Genomic DNA, 21305 nt, shown 5'->3' on the forward strand with positions numbered 1-21305 from the left:
TAAAAACAAACCGCACTTCAAAAAAAAAAGAATGTTTTTCTTGCATAAAAATCTTAACTTTATGTTAAGAATGAAATATTGATTTACGATGATTATAAAATTTCCTTAAAAATATACCAAGTAATTTTTAAAATGTATATTTGTCCACTCAATTTTTGAGAAATTGATAATTTATAAGTAAAAAATATATTTAACGAATTAGTTTATCTACAAGTTTTATAGTATAATGGAACAAAAAATCAATGATTTTATGGCTCTTGTTGAAGCCAAAAATCCAAACGAACCAGAATTTTTACAAGCGGTAAGAGAATTTGCTGAAACAGTAATGCCTTTTATTGCAAATGAGAAAAAGTATGATGGTAAAAATGTACTTTTAAGAATGGCAGAACCTGAGCGTTCAATTATTTTTAGAGTGCCATGGGTAGACGACAAAGGTGAAATCCAAGTTAATAGAGGTTTCCGTATTCAGATGAATTCAGCAATTGGTCCTTATAAAGGAGGAATTCGTTTCCATCAAACAGTAAATTTATCTGTATTAAAATTCTTGGCTTTTGAGCAAGTTTTCAAAAACAGTTTAACTACTTTACCAATGGGTGGAGGAAAAGGAGGTTCTGATTTTGACCCACAAGGTAAATCAGATGCTGAAGTAATGCGTTTTTGCCAATCTTTTATGACAGAATTGTGTCGTCACATTGGACCTGATTTGGATGTTCCTGCTGGAGATATTGGAGTAGGAGCGAGAGAAATTGGTTACATGTTTGGTCAATATAAAAGAATTAGAAATGAATTTACTGGAGTTTTAACTGGAAAAGGTTTGGCTTATGGAGGTTCTTTAATTCGTCCTGAAGCAACAGGTTATGGTGTTGTTTATTTCACACAACAAATGTTAAATACTGTAGGGCAATCAATTTCTGGAAAAACAGTTGCTATTTCTGGATTTGGAAATGTTGCTTGGGGTGTAGCTTTAAAAGTTAATGAATTAGGAGGGAAATTAGTTACTATTTCTGGACCTGATGGTTATATTTATGATGCTGACGGAATTTCTGGTGAGAAAATTGACTTTATGTTAGAAATGAGAGCTAGTGGAAATAATAGAGCAGAAAGTTTTGCTGAAAAATTCCCAAGTGCCGTTTTCCATAAAGGGAAAAGTCCATGGGAAGCAAAAGTTGATATAGCCATTCCATGTGCTACTCAAAATGAATTAAACGAGGAAGATGCTAAAAAATTAATTGCAAACGGGGTTACTTGTGTTACTGAAGCAGCAAATATGCCATGTACTTTAGATGCAATTAAACAATTCTTAGATGCAAAAGTTTTATTTGCTCCTGGAAAAGCAGCTAATGCTGGTGGTGTTGCTGCATCTGGATTAGAGATGACACAAAACTCTATCCGTCTAAATTGGACAAGTGAAGAAGTTGATGCTCGTTTAAAAGACATCATGACAGGTATCCATAATCAATGTAAAAAATATGGTACTGAAGAAGATGGTTATGTAAATTATGTAAAAGGTGCCAATATTGCTGGTTTCGTAAAAGTTGCCGATGCAATGTTAGCTCAAGGTGTTGTTTAAAAAACAACATTTATAAATTTAAAAAAGCTCTTTTGGGAAACTAAAAGAGCTTTTTTCTTTTAAAAATATATCAAAATTAAAATTAAAACGTTTGTATTATATTTGTATTAAAGACTTGAAATGAAAAAGACAATTCAGATTTACTTATTTTTAATTTCTCAACTTTTTTTTGCTCAACAAAGCAATCAAATGTGGAAAGGATATTTTTCATATAATGAAATTGTTGATGTAGAATCGGCAAGTAATAGTGTTTTTGCATCAACTGAAAATGCCGTTTTTTCAAAATTAATTACAGCAAACGATTTAAATATTTACAATTCAATTACAGGATTAAAACCTGATGTTATTACGACAATTCACCATTCGGAATCGTCAGGAAAAACTTTTATTGGTAACAATAATGGTTTAATTTTAATAATAAATGCTGATGGTTCTGTTTCAACAAAAGTTGATATAATATCTGAGGTTCCAGTTCCTCCTAATGTTAAAAAAATCAATGATTTTTATGAACACAACGGATTGCTTTATGTAGCAACAGATTATGGGATTTCGGTTATAAATATTACTACATCAGAATTTGTGTCCACTTATTTTATAGGAACATCTGGCGAAGAAACATCTGTTTTGCAAACAACAGTTCTTAATGATGAGATTTATGCTGTAACACGATATTTTGGGATTAGAAAAGCAAGTTTAAGTAATCCAAATCTGTATGATTTTAATCAATGGCAAACTTTTGACACTGGATATTGGTCTGGAATAGTTACTTTTAATAATCAGCTAGTGGCTTCTAACTATAATGCTAGAACATACAAATTTAATGGTGTTACTCCTCAAGAAGTATTAAATCATGTTCAAGCTGGGTTAAAACTAAAAACTAATGGTAGTGAAGTAATCGTTACAACATTGAACCATGTTTATGTATTGGGTCAGGCTTTTAATGTAATGGCACATGTTACCCAAATTCCTGATTATAACGTTCAATTTACCGCTGCAACTGTAGTTGATCAATTTTTATATATTGGAACAGAAAAAGACGGACTATTTTCAACTGCATTGTCAAATCCAACGGTTTTTACAGCGATGTCTCCAAATGGCCCAATTCAAAATGCTACTTTCAGATTAAAAAAATCCCCAAATAAAATTTGGGTGGTTCATGGCGATTATAGCCAATCATATAATCCTTATCCATTAGATGAAATTGGGATTAGTACCTATACTTCAAATAATGGTTGGGAAAACTTACCATACGATGATTTATTTGGTGCAAAATCGTTGTCAGATATTGCAATAAACCCTTCAAATGCCAATCAGGTTTACGTAACTTCTTATTTTTCTGGGATGTTGAAAATTTTTGGGGACACAACGGAATTGCTAAATAATACCAATACTGGGCCTAATGGATTGGAATCTTTAGTAGTGCCTGGAAGTCCATCATATATTGATATACGAATCAATAGTCCGGCATTTGACAAAGAAGGTAATTTATGGGTTACAAATGCCTACGTAGATAGAGCTATAAAAGTACTTAGATCTAATGGTCAATGGCAATCCTACAATTTATCCGGAGTAACAGCTAATTCTGGTACAGGAAGATACAATGCAATGGCGATTGATAAAAATAAAACCAAATGGATTCCAGCTTATAATGATGGTGTGGTTGCTTTTAATGAAAACTATAACAATAAATTCTTAACAATAAATCAAGAGAATGCTGATTTACCCACAACGGTTGTAAATTGTGTTGCAATTGATAACAGAAATCAATTGTGGATTGGAACAGCAGCTGGATTGCGTGTTTTGTCGAGTATAGATCGTTTTATTTCTGAAACAGAACTTGATGTTTTTCCAATAATTATTCAAGAAGGCGATTTGGCTCAAGAACTTTTTTACCAACAACCAATTTTAGATATTGCAGTTGATGGAGCTAACAGAAAATGGATTGCAATAGCTGACGGAGGAGTTTTTCTAGTTTCTTCAAATGGTCAGCAAACAATTTATCGCTTCGATAAAAGCAATTCGCCTTTGCCGAGCAACAATGTTATGGACATTGAAATTGATGGTGTTTCTGGAGAAGTATTTTTTGCTACCGATAAAGGAATTGTTTCATTTTTGGGAACTTCAACCAAGCCAAGTGATAGCCTAGGCGATGTTTATGTTTATCCAAATCCTGTTCGTCCAAATTTTGTAGGAACAGTAAAAATTAGCGGTTTAACAGATAAAGCAAATATCAAAATAACAGATATTGAAGGAAATTTAGTTTATGAGACTACTTCGTCTGGCGGAACAATAGAATGGGATACAAAAGCATTCGGTAAATACAAAGTAGCCTCTGGTGTTTACATGATTTTTGTTGCATCTGAAGATGGAACCGATTCAACGGTGAAAAAAGTTATGATTGTTAGATAAAATTCCAACTAGAAAATCCTGTTTAGATGTTGGTTAAAACTAAAGCCATTGTAATTTCTGCTTTAAAATATCAAGAAAAAAGCTTGATTGTTAAATGCTTTACACAATCTGATGGTTTGAAAAGTTACTTTGTTCCAAGTGCTTATTCTAATAAAAAAGCCAATCAAAAAATAGCTTATTTTCAGCCGCTAACTATTATTGAAATTGAAGCCAACCATAAAAATAAAGGCACACTTGAACATTTCAAAGAAATAAAATTAGCACACAGTTTTCATTCGATAAATACGAATATAATTAAAAGTACTATTGTAATATTTTTATCCGAAATTCTACATCACAGCATACACGAAGAAGAAAAAAACGAAAACTTATTTTCTTTTTTAGAAACTGCTTTGCTTTGGTTAGATACACATGAAGAAACATTTAATTTTCATCTTATTTTATTGATAGAAATGACAAAGTTTTTAGGGTTTTATCCTGATGTTTCTGAAATGGATTTTGATTTTTTTGATATAAAAGAAGGCTATTTTACTCCATTTCAATCTGTAAATACGATTTCAGCACATGAATCACAACTTTTTAAAAGGATTTTGAATTTAAAATTTGATTCTGATCAAAAGGTTTTTGCAGGAACAGAACGTCAAATGTTGTTAAAAATACTGTTGGATTTCTACGCACTTCATCTTGAAGGTTTCAAAAAACCTAAATCCTTAGAGGTTTTAAAAGAAGTTTTTTCCTAATTCTTAACTTTTGCCTTTTACTTTTTGCCTTTTACCTTTAAATCATTACTTTCGCAAATTGATTTAAGAAAGCGACAAAATGAGCACAAAATTTACTGAATACAAAGGACTTGACTTGCCTACAGTAGCGTCTGAAGTTCTTGATTTTTGGAAAAAAAACAACATCTTTGAACAATCGGTAACTTCTCGTGAAGGAGCAACTCCTTACGTGTTTTTCGAAGGACCACCCTCTGCAAATGGTTTGCCTGGAATTCACCACGTAATGGCGCGTGCGATTAAAGATATTTTTTGTCGTTATAAAACTCAAAAAGGCTACCAAGTTAAGCGTAAAGCAGGTTGGGATACGCACGGTTTACCTGTTGAATTAGGTACCGAAAAAGAATTAGGAATCACTAAAGAAGATATCGGAAAAACTATTTCAGTTACCGAATACAACGAAGCGTGTAAAAGAACCGTTATGCGTTATACTGACGTATGGAACGACCTAACTGAAAAAATGGGATATTGGGTTGATATGGAAGATCCGTATGTGACTTACAAATCCAAGTACATGGAAACGGTTTGGTGGTTGTTAAAACAAATTTACAACAAAGATTTACTATACAAAGGTTATACAATCCAACCATACTCGCCAAAAGCGGGAACAGGATTATCTTCTCACGAAGTAAACCAACCGGGTTCGTATCGTGATGTTACGGATACAACGATTGTAGCGCAGTTTAAAGCGAAAGAAGAAACATTACCAAGCTTCTTACAAGGTTTTGGAACCGTTCATTTCTTAGCTTGGACGACAACTCCTTGTACGTTACCATCAAATACAGCATTAACCGTTGGTCCTAAAATCGATTATGTTTTAGTAAAAACCTTCAACCAATATACTTTTGAACCAATCAATGTTGTTTTAGCAAAACCTTTAGTTGGAAAACAATTTGGAGGGAAATATTTTGTTGCGGAATCAGAAGCAGATTTTACTAATTACAAATCTGATGATAAAAAGATTCCATACCAAATTTTAGCGGAAGCTAAAGGTGCTGATTTAGTTGGAATCAAATACGAGCAATTATTGCCATTTACATTACCATATCAAAATCCTGAAAATGCATTCAGAGTAATTTCTGGTGATTTCGTTACTACAGAAGATGGAACAGGTATCGTTCACACAGCGCCAACATTTGGTGCAGATGATGCTAAAGTAGCAAAAGAAGCTACACCTGAAGTTCCGCCAATGTTAGTTTTAGACGAAAACGGAAATCCAGTTCCATTAGTAGATTTACAAGGAAAATTTGTATCTCAAATGGGTGATTTTGCAGGAAAATATGTAAAGAACGAATATTACAATGATGGTGAAGCACCTGAGAAATCGGTTGATGTTGAAATCGCTATACGTTTAAAAGAAGAAAATAAAGCCTTTAAGGTTGAAAAATATGTACACAGTTATCCACATTGTTGGAGAACTGACAAGCCAATTTTATACTATCCATTAGATTCTTGGTTCATCAAAGTAACAGAAATCAAAGATAGAATGTTCGACTTAAACGATACCATCAACTGGAAACCTAAAGCAACAGGTGAAGGTCGTTTCGGAAATTGGTTGAAAAACGCCAACGATTGGAATTTATCACGTTCTCGTTATTGGGGAATTCCATTGCCAATTTGGAGAACGGAAGATAAAACGGAAGAAATCTGTATTGGATCAGTAGAAGAATTGTACAATGAAATCGAAAAAGCAATTGCTGCTGGTTTCATGAGCGAAAATCCATACAAAGGTTTCCAAATTGGAAATATGGACGAAACGAACTACGATTTAGTTGATTTACACAAAAATATTGTAGATAATATTGTTTTAGTTTCCGCTTCTGGTAAGCCAATGAATCGCGAAACGGATTTAATTGACGTTTGGTTCGATTCAGGCGCAATGCCTTACGCACAATGGCATTATCCATTTGAAAATAAATCATATATCGATAATAATGAAGCTTTTCCAGCTGATTTTATTGCAGAAGGAGTTGATCAAACTCGTGGTTGGTTCTATACATTGCACGCTATCGGAACCTTGGTTTTTGATAAAATCGCATACAAAAACGTAGTTTCAAACGGATTAGTTTTGGATAAAAACGGACAAAAAATGTCGAAACGTTTAGGAAATGCGGTGGATCCATTTACTACTTTGGCTGAATACGGTCCAGATGCTACACGTTGGTACATGATTTCGAATGCAAATCCTTGGGATAACTTAAAATTTGATATCGAAGGTGTGGCGGAAGTAAGAAGAAAATTCTTCGGAACACTTTATAATACGTATTCGTTCTTTGCTTTATATGCGAATATTGATGGTTTTAAATATGATGAAGCTGAAGTTCTATTAAACGAAAGACCAGAAATCGACCGTTGGATTTTATCGGAATTACATACTTTAATTCAATTAGTGGATGAAGCGTATGCCGATTACGAACCAACAAAAGCGGCTCGTGCTATTTCCGATTTCGTTCAAGAAAACTTGAGTAATTGGTATGTACGTTTATGTAGAAGACGTTTCTGGAAAGGTGACTACGGAACTGATAAAATTGCAGCTTATCAAACTCTTTATACGTGTTTGTTAACGGTTGCTAAGCTTTCAGCTCCAATTGCTCCATTCTTTATGGATAAACTTTACAGAGATTTAACACAAGCTACAGGTTCTGAGTCTTTTGAAAGTGTACATTTGGCGAAATTTCCAGTTTCGGTTGAAAACTTTGTTGATAAGTCGTTAGAAAGCAAAATGTTGAAAGCACAAACGGTGTCTTCATTGGTTTTGTCGCTTCGTAAAAAGGAGATGATTAAAGTGCGTCAACCGTTGCAAAAGGTAATGATTCCGGTACTTGACGAAAATCAGCGTGCTGAAATTGAGGCAGTTTCAGACTTAATTAAGGCTGAGGTAAACGTTAAAGAAATCGAGTTATTAGATGATGCATCTGGCGTTTTAGTGAAGCAAATTAAGCCTAATTTTAAAGCGCTTGGACCACGTTTTGGTAAAGATATGGGATTGATTTCCAAAGAGATACAAGGTTTTGGTCAGGAAGAAATTGCTAAATTGGAACGCGATGGTGAGCTGGTTATGGATATTTCAGGAAAAAGTATAACTTTATCATTAGAAGATGTTGAGATTTCTTCTCAAGATATCCCAGGTTGGTTAGTTGCCAATTCAAATGGAATTACTGTTGCATTAGACATTACAATTTCAGAAGAATTAAGAAAAGAAGGTATCGCGCGAGAATTGATTAACAGAATTCAAAATATCAGAAAAGACTCAGGTTTTGAGGTAACTGACAAGATTACTGTTAAAATGGAAAAAAATCTTCAAGTTGAAGAAGCCGTTTTAGCAAATGAAACGTATATTAAGTCAGAAACACTAACTGAAACGTTAATTTTTGTTGAAAACCTTGAAAATGGTACGGAAATTGAGTTTGATGATATTAAAACGAGCATATTAATTTCAAAATAAGAACCGAAAGGTTTTTAATCGACGTATAACTATAAAAAATATTGAAATTATGGTAGAGGAGCAAATTAGATATTCAGACGCTGATTTGGCTGAATTCAAAGCGTTAATTCAAGCAAAATTAGAAAAAGCTAAAGGTGATTTAGAGCTTATTAAGAGTGCTTACATGAATGACTTAAATAACGGAACAGATGATACATCGCCTACGTTTAAAGCATTTGAAGAAGGCAGTGAAACAATGAGTAAAGAAGCCAATTCACAACTTGCTATTCGTCAAGAAAAATTTATTAGAGATTTAAAAAATGCCTTAATACGTATTGAAAACAAAACTTATGGGTTGTGCAAAGTTACAGGTAAATTAATAAGTAAAGAAAGATTAAAAATCGTTCCTCATGCTACTATGAGTATCGAAGCAAAAAACTTGCAACGTTAATCTTTTTACAAAATTATACTAACGCTCCGTTTGGAGCGTTTTTTATTTGATAAATTCCACTATTTTTGCAAAAAAATTGAACATGTCGTTAAAGAAAGCCTATATTTTAATTGTTGCCATTTTACTAATTGATCAGATTTCTAAAATCTATATCAAAACGCATTTTTTTATCGGAGAATCCATAAAAGTAATGGGTTTAGATTGGTTTCAAATTCACTTTATTGAGAATGAAGGAATGGCTTGGGGAGCTGAAATTCCTGGCGAACATGGGAAATTAATTTTAACCTTATTCCGAATCGTAGCAGTTGGTGGAATTGCTTGGTGGTTGTGGGATTCGGTAAAAAAGAAAGCTTCTAATTACTTAATTGTGGCTATTGCTTTAATTTTTACAGGTGCTTTAGGTAATATTATCGATTCGGTTTTTTATGGTGTTATTTTTAACGATAGTTATCATCAAGTAGCAACTATGTTCTCAGACCAGCCTTATGGCACTTGGTTCCATGGAGAAGTTGTAGATATGTTTTATTTTCCAATATGGGAAGGAAACTTACCTTCTTGGTTGCCAATTTGGGGTGGAAAACACTTCACTTTCTTCAACGCTATTTTCAACGTGGCTGATGTAGCGATTTCAACTGGTGTTGGAATTTTAATTGTCTTCAACAAAAGAGCATTTGCTCATGCGGATAAAGAAGAAGCATTAGCTGAGGAAAATTAAAATTCGAAAATTCCCTCAGGCGTCACACAAAAATCCAATTTCACATCATTTGTTGAAACATCCTCAATTCTTTCTTCTGGAGGAAAGAACGACAACCCAATTTTAATCGTTTCAGACTTACATTTACTTAGAAAGTTATCATAAAAACCTTTTCCGTAACCCACGCGATTTCCTTGCTTGTCGTAGGCTAAAAGCGGTACAAAAACCACATCAATTTTCGCATCAGGCACTTCTAAACCATCAACAGGTTCAGGAACGTTGTAACTGTTCTTTTTGATTTTGGTATTATCCGTTAATAAAAAATGCGTCATTCCTAAAGTGGAAAATTCGCACTTCGAAATGACGATTTCTTTATCTTTTCCCGCTAAAATTTGCAGAATATATTCGGTATTGATTTCTTTTTGCTCTTCAATCGTTAAAAACAAATGATAATACAATTTGTCCCAAATGTCCATTCGCAACAATTGGTTCGCAATCGCCAAACTTTTGTCTTCGATTTCCTCTTGAGTTAACTTTTGCCTTTCAGCTTTTGCCTTTTGCCTTAACGATTTCTTATCCATTTAGAGACGCTTTCAATTCGTCTATAAATTTAGTCAAATGTTCTACTTCTACGTGATCCATTAACACAATTTTGTACCATTTGTTGTTTTCGTTATGTTGTTGTGGTACTAAATCATACTTTTCAGCAATTTTCTCCGGAATGGATTCCGCATGAATAGTAACAATATTCATAAAAGGTTCACGGAAGTATTTAATGTTTAGTTTGTCTAATTCATGACACAAAAACTGTGTACGCATTTGTAGGATACTGATTTTTTCAAACCAACCATAAGCACCATAGGTAAACAAAATCATCCAAACCGCAACAGCGTTAGCACCAGAGCGACTTCCGCAAAGCGTTAAATCCATTCCTTCTACATATTCGGCTTCTTTAGTTAATACGTTTTCGATTAATCCTTTTCTACAAATAAAAACACCAGTTCCATAAGGTGCTTGCAACATTTTGTGTGCGTCAATAGTAATCGAACTTATTTTTGGATTACTAAAATTGATTTTGGATTTTTGATTGCTAAACGGATACACAAATCCGCCATAAGCGCCATCAATGTGCAAACGATAAGTAACACTATGTTTTTCCAATGCCGAAGTATAAACGTCAGGGTCATCAACGGATCCAAACATAGTAGTCGCCATGTTAGAAACGGCGATGAAGTATTTTTTACCTTTATTTTTGGCTTCCGAAATAATGTTGTCTAAAGCAACTGCATCAATTTCACGATTTTCAAACCCAACAGGAATTTTTAACCAATCAATTTGCAATAAATTAGACGCTTTTGGAATAGAATAATGTGTGTCTTCTGAAGCTAAAATGGCAATTTCATCTAATTTCGCATTGAAATTGTGAAGAAATTCATTTCTAAAAACCCAAACAGCTTGAATATTGGCTTCTGTTCCGCCAGGAGCGATATAGCCGTCAAATTCGTTTTCTTTAGCTTTAAAAATATCAACAGCTATTACATTTAAAACTTCGCGTTCTATTTCTTGAGTGCCATAAAAGGCTTTTTCAGATGTTCCAAAAGTATGACATCCAATGTTGTTTGGATTTGCAACATAGGTTTGAAGTGTTGGTGCGTCTTTTAAAAATGGCGCATCGTCATAAAAAACGCGACCGTCTAATTTTGACGCAGGATAACCTAATGAAGCGTCTTTTGAGAAATTAACATTATCGTGTAAAGCCTTTTCAATGCGGACTTTTCTTTCTTCTTGTGTTAGTTTTTTCCAGAAATGCATACCTAAAAATTTTGGCGAAATTACATTTCAAAAACCAATAAAAACATGATAATTGTTAGGTTTCCTATTCTAAATGAGTTGAAACGTGAAAAATAGCATCGCCTTGATATACAATTGGTGCATCATTAACATTGATAACATAACCATCATGTGGTGCTTTCATTTTATGTTCAACTTTTCCATAAGGATCCGAAATAGTTGCAATTAATTCGCCTTTTTTGATGAAGCTTCCAATTTTTACCATTCCATGAAACATGCCAGAATATTTGGCTCTTAACCAATTTGATTTTTCTATGTAAATAGGTTTTTTGGTTTTAATAATTATTTTTTTCTTTGGATTTAGCATGTCCAAATGTGCTAAAAATCGTTTTGTTCCTTCAATTGCATCAGTAGTTACTTCTTCGTTTATGTCTAACGATTTTCCTCCTTCAAAAAGCAGCATTTTTACACCTAATTTATCACAAGAATTTCGAAACGAACCCGAAATATTCTTTGAATACAAGGTAAAAGGTGCATTGAAAACATCGGAAAGTTCTTTGAGTTCTGGATTTTCTGGTACTATTCTAATTTGAGGAGCATTAAATCGGCTAGCGCCACCAGCATGAAAATCGATAGCATAATCAACATGCGGAATGATGTCTTTCAAAACATAGTAGGCAAATCGACTAGCCAAAGAACCTGTTTTGCTACCAGGAAACATTCTGTTTAAATCGCGACCATCAGGAAATTCTCGAGTTTTATTAATAAATCCGAAAATATTAATGATGGGAATACAAATGATTGTGCCTCTTTTTGGTTTGTTGATTTTTTGAACAATTAACTGACGTACAATTTCGGTTCCGTTTATTTCATCGCCATGCAAACAAGCGGTGAATAAAACCGTTGGCCCATCAAGTTTTGAACGTTCCACAATTATTGGAATTTTCAATTTGTTCATGGTGTGCAACTTGGCAATTTCCATGTTAATGGTTTTGCTTTCGCCAGCTAAAATAGTTTCTTTAAGAATAACAAGAGGTTTTGAGGCAGTCATCTGTTTGATTATAAAGCGCTAAAAATACGAAAAGTTAAAGTTTAAGAGCAAATTCCAAAATAAAATTCAAATTTTCAATGTGTAAAAGTTCTAATTTAGTATTGTGAAGCTTCCGTTTCAATTAAAACAAATCTCTATCTTTGTTCTTTCCTCTTTTCTCAAAAAAAAATGCAAACACCTTTAGAACTTCAAATCCAAACGTTACCTGATAATCCGGGCGTGTATCAATATTTTGATAAAGATGGGAAAATTCTATATGTTGGAAAGGCGAAAAACCTAAAAAAACGCGTTCAATCGTACTTTACAAAGAATCACGATAATTATAAAACGTCGGTTTTAGTTAAGAAGATTGTTACGATTAAACACATTGTGGTTCCTACGGAAACTGATGCTTTACTGTTGGAAAACAATTTGATTAAAAAGTTGCAACCACGTTATAATGTATTGCTTCGTGATGATAAAACGTATCCTTGGATTTGTATCAAAAACGAACGATTTCCGCGTATCTTTTCTACTCGAAAAATGATTAAAGACGGTTCAGAATATTTTGGACCTTATACAAGTTTCAAAACGGTTCATACAATTTTGGATTTGATTAAAGAATTGTACCCACTTCGAACGTGTAATTACGATTTATCTAAAGCGAATATTGATTCTGGAAAATTTAAAGTGTGTTTGGAATATCATATCGGAAATTGTAAAGGACCTTGTGAAGGGTATGAATCTTTGGAACATTATCAAGCACAAATTGAAAAAATACGTCAAATTTTAAAAGGAAATTTCAAAGAAAGTTTGAAAGATTTTAAAAAATTGATGACTGATTTGGCGATGGATATGAAGTTTGAAGAAGCACAAAAAATCAAAGAAAAAATCGAAGTTTTAGAAAACTACCAATCGCGTTCTACGGTTCTGAATCCGAAAATTACCAATTTAGATGTGTTTTCAATTGTTTCCGATGAAACAATGGCTTATGTAAACTTTTTACAAATTTCGCATGGTGCAATTGTTCGTTCCCATACTTTGGAATTAAAGAAAAAGCTTGATGAAACCAACGAAGAATTATTAGAATTAGCTGTTGTTGAGCTTCGCGAACGTTTTCATTTGAATGCTAAAGAAATTGTGGTTCCTTTTGCAATTGATTTAGGAGAAAATGTAAAAGTTACCATTCCTCAATTGGGCGATAAAAAACAAATTTTAGATTTATCAGAACGTAATGCTAAATATTACCGATTGGATCAATTGAAGCAAATCCAAATTGTAGATCCAGAACGTCATACGAATCGTATTATGGCGCAAATGCAAAAAGATTTGCGTTTATCAGTTGAACCACGCCATATTGAATGTTTTGATAATTCTAATATTCAAGGAACAAATCCAGTTTCGGCTTGTGTGGTTTTTAAAGATGGAAAACCAAGTAAGAAAGATTATCGTCATTTCAATATTAAAACGGTTGAAGGTCCTAATGATTTTGCTTCAATGGAAGAAGTGGTTTATCGTAGATATAAACGCATGTTAGATGAAAACGAATCTTTACCACAATTGATTATTATTGATGGTGGAAAAGGCCAATTGTCTTCCGCATTAAAAAGTTTGGATGATTTAGGTTTACGTGGTAAAATAGCTATAATAGGAATTGCAAAACGTTTGGAAGAGTTGTTCTATCCAGGAGATTCAGTGCCCTTGTATTTGGATAAAAAATCGGAAACGTTAAAAGTAATTCAGTATTTACGAAACGAAGCACATCGTTTTGGGATTACACATCATCGCGATAAAAGAAGTAAATCAGCACTAACAAATAGTTTGGAAAGTATACCAGGAATTGGAGAAAAAACGATGATTACTTTAATGAAACATTTTAAAAGTGTTAAAAGATTGCAAAATGCCGATGAAAAAGCAATTTCTGAGGTTGTAGGGGTTTCAAAAGCCAAAAAAATTTCCGACTTTTACAAGACAATTCAATCTGATAAAAATTCATGAAAAAATTCTTCTTGTTTGTAAGCCTACTAATTTTTACCCAAATCAGCTTAGGACAAGAAAATCCAAGACCAAAAGTAGGACTAGTTCTTAGTGGCGGAGGCGCTAAGGGATTGGCCCATATTGGTGTGCTTAAAGTAATCGATTCGTTAGGAATTAAAATTGATTATGTGGCAGGAACTAGTATGGGAGCAATTGTTGGTGGTTTGTATGCCTCAGGATATAGTGCCGAAGAATTGGATTCTATTTTTTCTCATGTAGATGTTGATGCTTTACTTCAGGATTACACTCCAAGAGAAGCCAAATCTTTTTATGAAAAGCGAAACGATGAAATTTATGCGTTAACCTTACCCTTCAATAAATTTAGACTCGGATTACCTTCTGGATTATCAAAAGGACTTTATAATTTCAATTTATTGTCAACTTTAACACAACACGTGCGACATGTTAGAGACTTTGACGAACTTCCAATTCCTTTTCTTTGTATTGCAACCAATGCCGAAACAGGTGAAAAAGTAGTGTTGGATTCGGGTGTTTTAGCTCAAAATATGATTGCTAGTGGTGCTTTGCCAACGTTATATAATCCGGTAGAAATAAATGGAAAAATATTGATTGATGGAGGTGTTATTGATAATTACCCAATAGAAGAACTTAAGGATAGAGGTTTGGATATTATTATTGGAGTTGATGTACAAGATGGTTTAAAAACTCGGGAAGAATTAAAAGGTGTTACTTCTGTTTTGTCTCAAATCAATAATTTTTCTATGATTGAGAAAATGGAAGGGAAACAAAAAGCAACAGACATTTATATAAAGCCTGATATAAAAGGATTTACAGTTGTTGATTTTGAAAAAGGAAAAGTAATCATTGAAAAGGGAAAAGAAAAAGCTTTAGAACATATTCAGAAATTAGTATTGTATGCCAATACCGATAAGGAGATAAAAGAACGTGTTGTGTTACAAGATTCTCTTTTTATAAAAGATATTATGTTTAATAAACTTGATAATTTTACAAGAGCTTATATAATCGGAAAACTCAAGTTTAAAAAGAACACTAAAATATCAAACAAGCAATTAAAAAAAGGAATTCTGAATTTAAATGCTACTCAAAACTTTAGTGCCATAAATTATTCTTTTGAAAAAATGCAAGATGGAGAAAAGTTGATTTTGCAATTGAAAGAAAATGAAAGTACGGCATTTTTAAAGTTTGGATTGCATTATGATGATTTATTTAAAAGCGGTATTTTATTAAATTACACCAAGAAGCGTTTAATTGCAAAAAATGATGTTGCTTCTTTAGATTTGGTTTTAGGTGATAACATTCGTTATAATTTTGATTATTATATAGATAATGGATTTTATTGGAGTTTTGGATTCAATTCTAAATTAACCACTTTTAATAGAAATGTTACGAGTACTATTGCTGAGGATGTTGCTTTAAATACAAACGCAAGTGCAATAAATGTTGATTTTTTAGATTTTAGCAATCAAGCTTATATGCAAACTATTTTTGCGCAAAAGTTTTCTTTAGGTGGTGGTGTTGAATTCAAAGTTTTAAAACTTGAATCGGAAACTTTAGGAAATACTAATTCGGTTTTTGAAAATAGCACTTATCTATCTCTATTTGGTTTTATGAAATACGATTCGTTCAATAAAAAATATTTTCCAAAAACGGGTTGGAATTTCAATTCTGAGATTCGTTCTTATGTTTATTCATCAGATTATAAAAATAATTTTGAGCGTTTTTCTATTGCTAAAGCCGATTTTGGTTTTGCTCAACCCGTTTACAAAAACTTGGTTTTTAAATTGCAAACAGAAGGCGGATTTGCTTTTGGAGAAAAAAGTGTTTCTTATTTTGATTTTATATTAGGTGGTTATGGGTTTCAACAAGTAAATAATATAAAACCATTTTTTGGTTATGATTATTTAAGTATTGCAGGAAATAGCTATGTAAAGTTGTTATTAACAGCAGATTACGAGATATTTAAGAAACATCATTTGAATTTTATTGCTAACTTTGCTAATGTTGGAGATAATATCTTTGACACCGTAGATACTTGGTTTGTAAAACCAAATTATTCAGGTTATTCGGTAGGTTACGGAATGGAAACAGTAATTGGTCCAGTCGAAATCAAACATTCTTGGTCGCCAGAAACTAGAGACCATTATACGTGGTTTTCTGTAGGGTTTTGGTTTTAATTTTTTTTTACGATATTTGTATTGATGAAAAATTGGGCAGGCTTACTTTCACATTTAAAGTTCCTCATCAAGAGAAATCCTGAATGAGCGCATATTTTTTTTTGATTATAAGCGAGAATTTATTCTTGCTTTAAGCTTTAATTAGAACTTTTAATAAAGAAAAAAATGCCAATATATCATAAATTAGGGAACATCCCTCCAAAGCGTCATATTCAATTCCGAAAACCAAACGGAGATTTGTATTATGAGCAGTTATTTGGAACAATTGGATTCGACGGAATGTCAACCAATTCTTACCACGAATTTAGACCAACAATGGTTAAAGAAATTCGTAAGCAATATTCTGTTGCACCTAAAATTGCAAAATCAAACAATATTCAATCGTATCGATTAAGAGGATTTCAAGTTGAGCCTCAAAATGATTTTCTAGAAAGTAGAAAAATAGTTTTAACGAACTCTGATTGTCATATTGTATTAGCTGCTCCAAAGAATTTAACTTCAGATTATTTTTATAAGAATACCGATTCTGATGAAGTAATTTTTATCCATAAAGGAATAGGAAAACTTCGTACAATGTATGGTAATCTTGATTTTAAATATGGAGATTACTTAGTTATTCCTCGTGGAATGATTTATAAAATGGATTTTGATACCGATGATAATCGTTTGTTTATTGTTGAATCACACCGTCCAATTTATACTCCAAAAAGATACAGAAACTGGTTCGGGCAATTATTAGAACATTCACCATTTTGTGAGCGTGATATTCGTCGTCCAGAAGAATTAGAAACGTATGCTGAAAAAGGTGAGTTTGTAATTAAAGTTAAAAAGAAAGATGAAATCTTTGAAATGGTATATGCTTCGCATCCATTCGATGTAATTGGATATGACGGATACAATTATCCTTATGCTTTTTCAATTCACGATTTTGAGCCTATTACAGGAAGAATTCATCAACCGCCTCCAGTGCACCAAACTTTTGAAACAGATGCGTTTGTAATTTGTTCATTTGTGCCTCGTTTGTACGATTATCATCCTGAATCTATTCCAGCACCTTATAATCATAGTAATATTGATAGTGATGAGGTGTTGTACTATGTTGATGGCGATTTTATGAGTAGAAATGATATCGAAGCTGGACATATTTCTTTACATCCAGCTGGTATTCCTCATGGACCACACCCAGGAGCTACTGAAAGAAGTATCGGTAAAGTAGATACACAAGAATTAGCAGTAATGGTAGATACTTTTAAACCTTTAATGGTTACAGAAGATGCTATGAAGATTGCTGATGAAAAATATTATCAATCTTGGTTAGACTAAATGAATTATAATAAATTATCAGCCGACCCAACAGCTTTAATACTTGGAATCATTGCATTTGTAATTATGGTTTTAGGTTTTTGTTGTGGACTAGTAGTGTTTCTATCATTAATTTTAGGAATTGTAGGACTAGTTCTTTCTATAAAAAGTTTAAAAGATTACGATGCAGATCCGTCAATATATTCGCCTCAAAGCAAACAGAATGTTTATGTTGCAAAGATTATTTGTTTGATTACGACTATTTTGTCATCATTATATTTTATAGTTATTGTGGTTGCGGTTGTGTTTTATCAAGTTGGAATATCCGATGTTTTTAAAAACAAATTAGAAAAATTAAACAATACACAAATCAACGATTCCATTTATATGGAAGAGGAAATAGAAGAAATTTATAATAACGATTCTGTTTATATAGATTCTACTTTTGTGGATTCTATTAAATAGATAATTAAAAATTAAGAATTATGGCACAAGAAATAAAATCGGTAGAATACGGATTAGAGAAAATATTTGAAGGAGCTCAAGACTTTTTACCTTTATTAGGAACAGATTATGTTGAGTTTTATGTAGGTAATGCAAAACAAGCGGCTCATTTTTACAAAACCGCTTTTGGTTTTCAATCTTTGGCTTATGCGGGATTAGAAACTGGTGTTAAAGACAGAGCTTCTTATGTTTTAAAACAAGATAAAATCCGTTTAGTTTTAACAACAGCTTTAAACAGTAACTCGCCAATTGGTGAACATGTGAAAAAACATGGTGATGGCGTTAAAGTGATTGCGCTTTGGGTTGAAGATGCTCGTAAATCATATCAAGAAACTACAAGTCGCGGTGCAAAATCGTATTTTGAACCAGTTGTTGAAAAAGATGAAAATGGAGAGGTAGTTCGCGCAGGAATTTATGGAGCTTATGGAGAAACAGTATTTGTTTTCGTTGAGCGTAAAAACTATAACGGAATTTTTATGCCTGGTTACAGCGAGTGGAAATCTGATTATAATCCAGAACCAGTTGGCTTAAAATATATCGACCACATGGTTGGGAATACAGGTTGGAACAGAATGAACGAAGCTGTTAAATGGTTTGAAGACGTTATGGGATTTGTAAACTTCCTTTCTTTTGATGACAAACAAATTACTACAGAGTATTCTGCTTTAATGTCTAAAGTTATGAGTAACGGAAACGGAAGAATTAAATTCCCAATTAACGAACCTGCAAATGGTAAAAAACGTTCTCAAATTGAAGAATATTTAGACTTCTACGAAGACGAAGGTGTTCAGCACATTGCTGTGGCAACAGATGACATTATTAAAACAGTTGCTGATATGAGAGCAAGAGGAATTGAGTTTTTAAGCACGCCACCTCAAGCTTATTATGATGCAATTCCTGAAAGATTGAAAGATCATATGTCTAAATTCAAAGAAGATATTAATGAACTTCAAAAATTAGGTATCATGATTGATGCAGATGAAGAAGGATATTTGTTGCAAATTTTTACTAAGCCAGTTGAAGATCGTCCAACGCTTTTCTTCGAAATTATTCAAAGAATGGGTGCTCGTGGATTCGGTGCAGGTAACTTTAAAGCCCTTTTTGAGTCAATTGAACGTGAACAGGAATTGCGAGGTACATTATAAAAATAGCTTTTTATTAACAAATCATCAAATTACAACGTTGTAGTAACATGATTTTTGATAAAAATATGTTAAAGTTGAAATTTAACTAAGAATAATTCAAAAAACATTTCTACATTTGCACTCGCAAAACAGGGAGGTAGTTTGCCTTGTTTTGACAATAAATTTTCATAATTTATAGTTTTTTGGTTGGTTAATAGCATAAAAACTCAGTCATATTTTTGACTGGGTTTTTTTGTTTTAGTATTTTTGGAACAGAAATTGCATTTTCATTTCTAAAAGGAATAAATTATGAAAAAAGTTATCTTATTATTGGTTCTTTTCGTGACTACGAATTCTTTCGTTGAACAAGAAAATGCATACACTACTGGAGAATGGTTTAAACTTCGAATTCACTACGGATTGGTTAATGCTGGTTATGCCACATTAGAAATTAAAGATGCCGTTAAAAACAACAAAAGAGTACATCATGTAGTAGGAAAAGGTTGGACTGTAGGTATGACTAAGTTTTTCTTTAAAGTTGAAGATAATTACGAAAGTTATTTTGACAAGCAAACCATGAAGCCGTATCAATTTGTTAGAAAAATTGATGAAGGTGGTTATACTAAAAATCAAGAAGGTTTTTTTGATCAAGATAAAAACACAGTATTAGTAAAAGATTACAAAAAGAAAACAGAAAAAACATTTTCGGTTCCTGAAAACGTTCAGGATATTGTGTCTTCATTTTACTATTTGAGAAATCATCCTAAAATTGATAAACTTAAAGTAGGCGAATCAATTGCAATAGATATGTTTTTTGATGATGAAACCACAAAGTTTAAGTTAAAATTTGTTGGTCGAGAAGATATAAAAACTAAATTTGGAAAAGTTTCTTGTATGATATTCAAACCTTATGTTCAGGCTGGAAGAGTCTTTAAAGAAGAAGAAAGCTTAACTGTTTGGATATCAGATGATGATAATAAAATTCCTATTCGTTTAAAAGCAAGCTTAGCAGTAGGTTCTTTAAAAGCCGATTTAGAAGCTTTTAAAGGATTAAAAAATTCATTTGTAGTTAAAGTAGAAAAATAAAATAATGGAAGTAACTCCTAAAATTCAGGAACAATTAAATCAACTAAACGATAAGTTTGAAGCAATAAATCAAAATACGTCTACGCATCTTGAAGGATTAATTTGGGCAAAACCAATTACCTATTGGGATTATATTCAAACCGACGCACTTTTAAGTCTTCAAACACAAAGAACCACTTTGCCAGACGAAATGGTTTTTGTAATGTATCATCAAGTAAACGAATTGTTGTTCAAAATGATTTTATGGGAAATGGACCAATTATGCCATAATGAGCAACCAACAACAGATTATTTTACTGAAAAATTAGGTAGAATTAGTCGTTATTTTGATATGTTAACTACTTCTTTCGATATCATGAAAGATGGTATGGAACCTGAGCAATATTTAAAATTCAGAAATACACTTACGCCGGCTAGTGGTTTTCAATCGGCACAATATCGATTAATTGAGTTTAGTTCAACCGATTTAATCAACTTAATAGATAATCGTTTTAGAGCTACAATTGATAGAAATACACCATACGAGCACGCTTTCGAACATTTGTATTGGCAAGCTGCTGGTAAAGATTATCACACTGGAGAAAAATCGTATTTGATTTTAGAATTCGAAAAGAAATACAAAAAGGTTTTCTTAGATTATATGGAAGAATACAACACCATTAATTTGTGGAGAAAATTTAAACAGTTACCAGAAGCCGATCAACAAAATCCAGAATTAGTAGCAGCGATGCGTCATTACGATAAAACCGTAAACATAACATGGGTAATGGGTCACTTTAATGCAGCAAAAAAATACATCGAAAGTGTACCAGGAAATCACGAAGCTACAGGTGGAAGTGACTGGAAAAAATACATGTTACCAAAATACCAAAAAAGAATATTCTTCCCTGAATTATGGACGAAAGAAGAATTAGATAACTGGGGAGAATAACCGCCATAGTGCATAAAACA

Annotated in this window: 16 protein-coding genes; 13 read left to right on the plus strand and 3 right to left on the minus strand. The window is 32.7% G+C overall.

Going from position 1 to position 21305, the window contains the following annotated elements:
- Positions 1-226: 226 nt before the first annotated feature.
- From gdhA to LOS89_RS00510, 6 genes are all read left to right on the plus strand, one after another.
- Positions 227-1570 carry an NADP-specific glutamate dehydrogenase gene (gene gdhA / locus LOS89_RS00485; protein WP_231835775.1) on the plus strand — a complete coding sequence of 448 codons (1344 nt, stop codon included), beginning with the start codon at positions 227-229 and terminating at the stop codon, positions 1568-1570.
- Positions 1571-1690: 120 nt separating this feature from the next.
- Positions 1691-3979 (plus strand): type IX secretion system anionic LPS delivery protein PorZ, encoded by a 2289-nt coding sequence (gene porZ, locus LOS89_RS00490; protein ID WP_231835776.1) that lies wholly within the window; start codon positions 1691-1693, stop codon positions 3977-3979.
- 26 nt (positions 3980-4005) lie between these two features.
- A complete protein-coding gene (recO, locus tag LOS89_RS00495) occupies positions 4006-4719 on the plus strand; it encodes a DNA repair protein RecO (protein WP_231835777.1) in 714 nt (237 codons plus the stop codon).
- A 79-nt stretch (positions 4720-4798) separates the two neighbouring features.
- The gene (gene ileS, locus LOS89_RS00500; RefSeq protein WP_231835778.1) at positions 4799-8200 is read left to right on the plus strand and encodes an isoleucine--tRNA ligase; all 3402 of its coding nucleotides are present in this window, start codon (positions 4799-4801) and stop codon (positions 8198-8200) included.
- Between the two features lie 49 nt (positions 8201-8249).
- Positions 8250-8630 carry a TraR/DksA family transcriptional regulator gene (locus tag LOS89_RS00505; protein ID WP_073581819.1) on the plus strand — a complete coding sequence of 127 codons (381 nt, stop codon included), beginning with the start codon at positions 8250-8252 and terminating at the stop codon, positions 8628-8630.
- 82 nt (positions 8631-8712) lie between these two features.
- Positions 8713-9345 (plus strand): lipoprotein signal peptidase, encoded by a 633-nt coding sequence (locus LOS89_RS00510; protein ID WP_231835779.1) that lies wholly within the window; start codon positions 8713-8715, stop codon positions 9343-9345.
- Here the strand turns inward: LOS89_RS00510 and LOS89_RS00515 are convergent.
- From LOS89_RS00515 to LOS89_RS00525, 3 genes are all read right to left on the minus strand, one after another.
- Positions 9342-9905, minus strand: a complete 564-nt coding sequence (locus LOS89_RS00515; protein ID WP_231835780.1) for a 5-formyltetrahydrofolate cyclo-ligase — start codon at positions 9903-9905, stop codon at positions 9342-9344. The genes LOS89_RS00510 and LOS89_RS00515 overlap by 4 nt on opposite strands.
- Entirely contained in the window at positions 9898-11136 is a 1239-nt protein-coding gene (locus LOS89_RS00520) for a pyridoxal-dependent decarboxylase (RefSeq protein ID WP_231835781.1), read from the minus strand. Before LOS89_RS00520 ends, LOS89_RS00515 begins: the two co-directional genes overlap by 8 nt.
- A 64-nt stretch (positions 11137-11200) precedes the next feature.
- Positions 11201-12166: a succinylglutamate desuccinylase/aspartoacylase family protein gene (locus LOS89_RS00525; protein WP_231835782.1), complete on the minus strand. Its 966-nt coding sequence runs from the start codon at positions 12164-12166 to the stop codon at positions 11201-11203.
- 168 nt (positions 12167-12334) lie between these two features.
- Here LOS89_RS00525 and uvrC point away from each other — a divergent pair, with 168 nt between their 5' ends.
- The 7 genes from uvrC (at position 12335) to LOS89_RS00560 (ending at position 21285) form a co-directional block, all read left to right on the plus strand.
- Entirely contained in the window at positions 12335-14143 is a 1809-nt protein-coding gene (uvrC, locus tag LOS89_RS00530) for an excinuclease ABC subunit UvrC (protein ID WP_231835783.1), read from the plus strand.
- Positions 14140-16338 (plus strand): patatin-like phospholipase family protein, encoded by a 2199-nt coding sequence (locus tag LOS89_RS00535; RefSeq protein ID WP_231835784.1) that lies wholly within the window; start codon positions 14140-14142, stop codon positions 16336-16338. Before uvrC ends, LOS89_RS00535 begins: the two co-directional genes overlap by 4 nt.
- A 165-nt stretch (positions 16339-16503) precedes the next feature.
- Positions 16504-17661 (plus strand): homogentisate 1,2-dioxygenase, encoded by a 1158-nt coding sequence (locus LOS89_RS00540; RefSeq protein WP_231835785.1) that lies wholly within the window; start codon positions 16504-16506, stop codon positions 17659-17661.
- Positions 17662-18105: a CCC motif membrane protein gene (locus tag LOS89_RS00545; RefSeq protein WP_231835786.1), complete on the plus strand. Its 444-nt coding sequence runs from the start codon at positions 17662-17664 to the stop codon at positions 18103-18105.
- Between the two features lie 20 nt (positions 18106-18125).
- A complete protein-coding gene (gene hppD / locus LOS89_RS00550) occupies positions 18126-19289 on the plus strand; it encodes a 4-hydroxyphenylpyruvate dioxygenase (RefSeq protein WP_231835787.1) in 1164 nt (387 codons plus the stop codon).
- Between the two features lie 288 nt (positions 19290-19577).
- Positions 19578-20354: a DUF3108 domain-containing protein gene (locus tag LOS89_RS00555; protein WP_231835788.1), complete on the plus strand. Its 777-nt coding sequence runs from the start codon at positions 19578-19580 to the stop codon at positions 20352-20354.
- Positions 20355-20358: 4 nt separating this feature from the next.
- Positions 20359-21285: a tryptophan 2,3-dioxygenase family protein gene (locus LOS89_RS00560; RefSeq protein ID WP_231835789.1), complete on the plus strand. Its 927-nt coding sequence runs from the start codon at positions 20359-20361 to the stop codon at positions 21283-21285.
- Positions 21286-21305: the final 20 nt, after the last annotated feature.

Origin of the sequence: Flavobacterium channae (assembly GCF_021172165.1) — a bacterium.
In the GTDB taxonomy this organism is placed as follows: domain Bacteria; phylum Bacteroidota; class Bacteroidia; order Flavobacteriales; family Flavobacteriaceae; genus Flavobacterium; species Flavobacterium channae.

Coding starts and splice junctions, on each gene's coding strand:
- gdhA (WP_231835775.1), top strand. CDS start 227: ATGGAACAAAAAATCAATGATTTTATGGCTCTTGTTGAAGCCAAAAAT.
- porZ (WP_231835776.1), top strand. CDS start 1,691: ATGAAAAAGACAATTCAGATTTACTTATTTTTAATTTCTCAACTTTTT.
- recO (WP_231835777.1), top strand. CDS start 4,006: ATGTTGGTTAAAACTAAAGCCATTGTAATTTCTGCTTTAAAATATCAA.
- ileS (WP_231835778.1), top strand. CDS start 4,799: ATGAGCACAAAATTTACTGAATACAAAGGACTTGACTTGCCTACAGTA.
- LOS89_RS00505 (WP_073581819.1), top strand. CDS start 8,250: ATGGTAGAGGAGCAAATTAGATATTCAGACGCTGATTTGGCTGAATTC.
- LOS89_RS00510 (WP_231835779.1), top strand. CDS start 8,713: ATGTCGTTAAAGAAAGCCTATATTTTAATTGTTGCCATTTTACTAATT.
- LOS89_RS00515 (WP_231835780.1), bottom strand. CDS start 9,905: ATGGATAAGAAATCGTTAAGGCAAAAGGCAAAAGCTGAAAGGCAAAAG.
- LOS89_RS00520 (WP_231835781.1), bottom strand. CDS start 11,136: ATGCATTTCTGGAAAAAACTAACACAAGAAGAAAGAAAAGTCCGCATT.
- LOS89_RS00525 (WP_231835782.1), bottom strand. CDS start 12,166: ATGACTGCCTCAAAACCTCTTGTTATTCTTAAAGAAACTATTTTAGCT.
- uvrC (WP_231835783.1), top strand. CDS start 12,335: ATGCAAACACCTTTAGAACTTCAAATCCAAACGTTACCTGATAATCCG.
- LOS89_RS00535 (WP_231835784.1), top strand. CDS start 14,140: ATGAAAAAATTCTTCTTGTTTGTAAGCCTACTAATTTTTACCCAAATC.
- LOS89_RS00540 (WP_231835785.1), top strand. CDS start 16,504: ATGCCAATATATCATAAATTAGGGAACATCCCTCCAAAGCGTCATATT.
- LOS89_RS00545 (WP_231835786.1), top strand. CDS start 17,662: ATGAATTATAATAAATTATCAGCCGACCCAACAGCTTTAATACTTGGA.
- hppD (WP_231835787.1), top strand. CDS start 18,126: ATGGCACAAGAAATAAAATCGGTAGAATACGGATTAGAGAAAATATTT.
- LOS89_RS00555 (WP_231835788.1), top strand. CDS start 19,578: ATGAAAAAAGTTATCTTATTATTGGTTCTTTTCGTGACTACGAATTCT.
- LOS89_RS00560 (WP_231835789.1), top strand. CDS start 20,359: ATGGAAGTAACTCCTAAAATTCAGGAACAATTAAATCAACTAAACGAT.